3 protein-coding genes and 1 pseudogene are annotated in these 3205 nt (G+C 38.2%); all 4 read left to right on the forward strand.

What is annotated here, in order from left to right:
* Positions 1 to 257 (forward strand): annotated as a pseudogene (locus tag AC1DWN_RS31000) (GyrI-like domain-containing protein); the annotation flags it as partial.
* Positions 258 to 469: 212 nt separating this feature from the next.
* A complete protein-coding gene (locus AC1DWN_RS31005; protein ID WP_477562709.1) occupies positions 470 to 1522 on the forward strand; it encodes a hypothetical protein in 1053 nt (350 codons plus the stop codon).
* A 455-nt stretch (positions 1523 to 1977) separates the two neighbouring features.
* Positions 1978 to 2394: a VOC family protein gene (locus AC1DWN_RS31010; RefSeq protein WP_477562710.1), complete on the forward strand. Its 417-nt coding sequence runs from the start codon at positions 1978 to 1980 to the stop codon at positions 2392 to 2394.
* 151 nt (positions 2395 to 2545) lie between these two features.
* On the forward strand, positions 2546 to 2950 hold the full coding sequence (locus AC1DWN_RS31015) for a VOC family protein (protein WP_477562711.1): 405 nt from the start codon (positions 2546 to 2548) through the stop codon (positions 2948 to 2950).
* Positions 2951 to 3205: the final 255 nt, after the last annotated feature.

The following is a 3205-nucleotide window of genomic DNA, read 5'->3' on the forward strand; positions in this document are numbered from 1 at the left end:
ATGTACTTTTCACTTACATCTACTGTATGGAAGTAACAAGAATTGAGAATGTTCCGACAGGCATGATCGGATTCAGTGTACCAAGTCAACGTTATGCCAAGGTAAGATCAATAGATCAAGATCCTTATGCGCTAATTAAATCTTTTTTAAAAGAAAAAAGTTTGGATAATAATCCAAGATCGCTTGCACTTGAAGTATTCAGATTTGGAGAAGAACAACACTTTAATAACGCCGATATTTTTGTGCCGATACTTTGAGAAGCGTGAAGAACTTTAAACTAAACGGGTAACGATAGTTGAACAAACGAAGGAGCAGTTTTGCCATGGCAGCTGCTCCKTCTTTCTATTAAGCTAACTGGCAGTTATATGCAGTGTATAGATTTTTAGTGAATTATTTACATGATGGTATAAATGCTCTATACTACATGGGTATATATGGAAATTAATTCATTCTAAGGAGCGAATAGTCAATGAAAGATAGTTCTTGTGACATCCCAACTACTAGAATTCAACTAGATAATTACGGTTTCGCTGGAATGGACGCATCCCAACTCGGAGCAATTAAATCGACTGCTGATTATTATCAAATCCCTGTAACAGCAACGCAGATTTATGGTATGACAGGTCTTGCTTTCCTATTTGTTCTTGACGAGAATTTAGTTCAGCCTAATGCTGGACCGCCAGAACCAGAAATTTTTCGACTTGCGCGGAATATTGGCTTTGAAATTGTAGGGTTTCACCAATATGCCGAAGGTGTGRCTTTTTCCAAACTTCAATCCGAGGCGTGGGAGAAAGCAAGGTTGGCAATCAACTCCAATAAGCCTGTGTTTGCGAAAAATTTAGGCCAAGACAATCAAACCTCTGTTATCGTCGCTTATGATAATGTCGGATACTACATTGATTCATGGCATACGGGGTATGAACACAGTCAAGATGTGATTCCCTGGAACTCACTAGGTTTAGTCCGTTGTCCGTGCATTAATTGTGTAAACGAACGAAAGATTTTCGAACCTAGGGACTCGGAGAGTGGTTTAATTTCATTACATTGGGTTGACCCCGCCCCCGTTAAAAATGAAAGGAATGCTTTTAAGGAAGCACTACAATTCTCTATCCATCTAAATGAAGAGGGGAGTTATCAGTGGTCAGGGAAACCGTACTTTGTTGGTTCTCGAGCGTTTGAAGAATGGATAAATGGTTTGGAACGTAATACTATTTATAAATTTGATTTTGCTCTCATTATTGAAGTTGTTTACGAAGCTAGGTACCAGGCAACTCTCTTCTTGGCAGATATAAAGGATAAATTTAATGGAAAGTTGAAACAGTCGGCTAATGAGGCAATTAGTACGTACACCGAAATTTCTTCCAGATGTAATAATTTAAAAAATAGGTTCCCGTACGAGCAACCACGCGAGCTGTTTAATGAGACTGAAAGAGAAGACATTATAGCAATTCTAAAAGAAATATCGTTGTTAGAAAGGAAAGCTTTAACTTATCTAAAGGAAATGTATGTTGCTTTGAGCTGAGCGATTTGCCTTGTTACGATTATAAACCCAACACGGTATTAAGCTAACGGGACACGATAGCGGAGGAGCTTGCTATGCAGCAGGTAACGGCCAGGTTAGTGTTCATTGAAGGACTTTATTAAAGGAATAATAATTAGCTGGTACTTAAGCGAAAAATATGGCGTAATCTCGGACGAATTATGGAGATCGGCAAATTTGGTAGCTGGCTCCATACTACAGTGAAACGTATATCCCTTGACTATTTTCGTAAAGATAACAGGTTTGGATTAAAGACTATGGATGATTTGAAGTTTGCATCACAAGTTGAAACGACAGAGGATATTGTTATACGGAACGAGCGGCAAACAATCATGTGGGACGCCATCAACCTTTTAACTGAGAGAGAGAACAGGTCATTGTCTTGTTCTACATGAGCGGCTTAGACACGAGAAAAACTAAAAGAGGAGTTGTTTGAAATGGATATTGATGTAGTTTCTGTGAATAAATTAGGTGAAACATTCCGTGAGCAAGTAGTAAATAAAATTGCACGTATTTGCTTTACGTACATTCCGGTAACAGACGTTAGGCGTTCCGCTGAATGGTACGAAGATATTTTAGGCTTTAAGCTCGACATCGTTTTTGATACGCATGCCATCTTACAGCCGGACCTCCACCTACTTAGGACGGACGGACCCGTTGTTCAAAATATGGTAGACGGTAAACCACTACCAAAAACCGCATATTTTTCGGACGACATTCATGGGTATCACGCCTATTTGAATGAACGCGGGGTTCGTACAGAAGATATTATCGAGGAAGGCGAATGCGGTTGGCACTTTGAGTTGTATGACCCAGATGGAAATCGCATTACGATTTGGCAAGCAAGATATTAAACCATAGCTTAACAATCACCATAACAAGGATGCCGGTATGTAACGGCATCCTCGTTGAGCTGGCAGGTTAGTTGAAACGTAATAAGGTTTTTTAAAGTGGAGGAAAATAATACCTTTTAGGAAATTTTGTTTTCCAAGGGAGAGGTTAACAATGAGCAAATCTCAAAATCTTGTTAATACAATCGTTCAAGTAAGATTGCCTGTCAAGAATATAAACGAATCCGTAGCATGGTATGAGAAGATTTTTGGATTTACCCATTGCTGGAAAACGGAAGAAGAATCTGATTTGAAGCTTGAACCAGGACCCTATTTATTTTTAAAAAGAGTCGAACCACTTTTACCTATTCATATTGTGTCAGAAGGAAAGCCCTATGCTGTCCTTTGTATTAAAACATCAAATATTCATGAATGTTACAGAAGGCTTGTTGAAGCTGGCGAAGAAGTTACTGAAATAATCCATACTTGGAATATCGAACGCTTTCTAGAATTCAATGTGACAGACCCGTCAGGGAATGTTATCAACATAGCCAATTATCCTGATTTAGACAAATTGTAAAACTCATATAATTTTATTCTTTGTTATTGAGCTAACGGGAGTTTAGTTGAATAACTTATCTTTGATATACTTGGTTTGGGAAATTTGGTTTTAAAGTATTTGACTATGAGGGCAAACCAATACAGAATTTTTATCTATAAAAATGGAGGTTCCAATATGATTAGTTTAGGCGAAAATACGATTCTTCTGTATAAAGAATTTACAGAGTGGACGGATACCTTACATGATGTAAACGAAAGCATATGGCTACAACCG

The organism is Paenibacillus sp. P4_A7 (genome assembly GCF_056402455.1).

What these genes read in the sequence shown, in the direction of transcription:
- AC1DWN_RS31010 (WP_477562710.1), top strand. Translation starts at nt 1,978, where the DNA reads ATGGATATTGATGTAGTTTCTGTGAATAAATTAGGTGAAACATTCCGT.
- AC1DWN_RS31015 (WP_477562711.1), top strand. Translation starts at nt 2,546, where the DNA reads ATGAGCAAATCTCAAAATCTTGTTAATACAATCGTTCAAGTAAGATTG.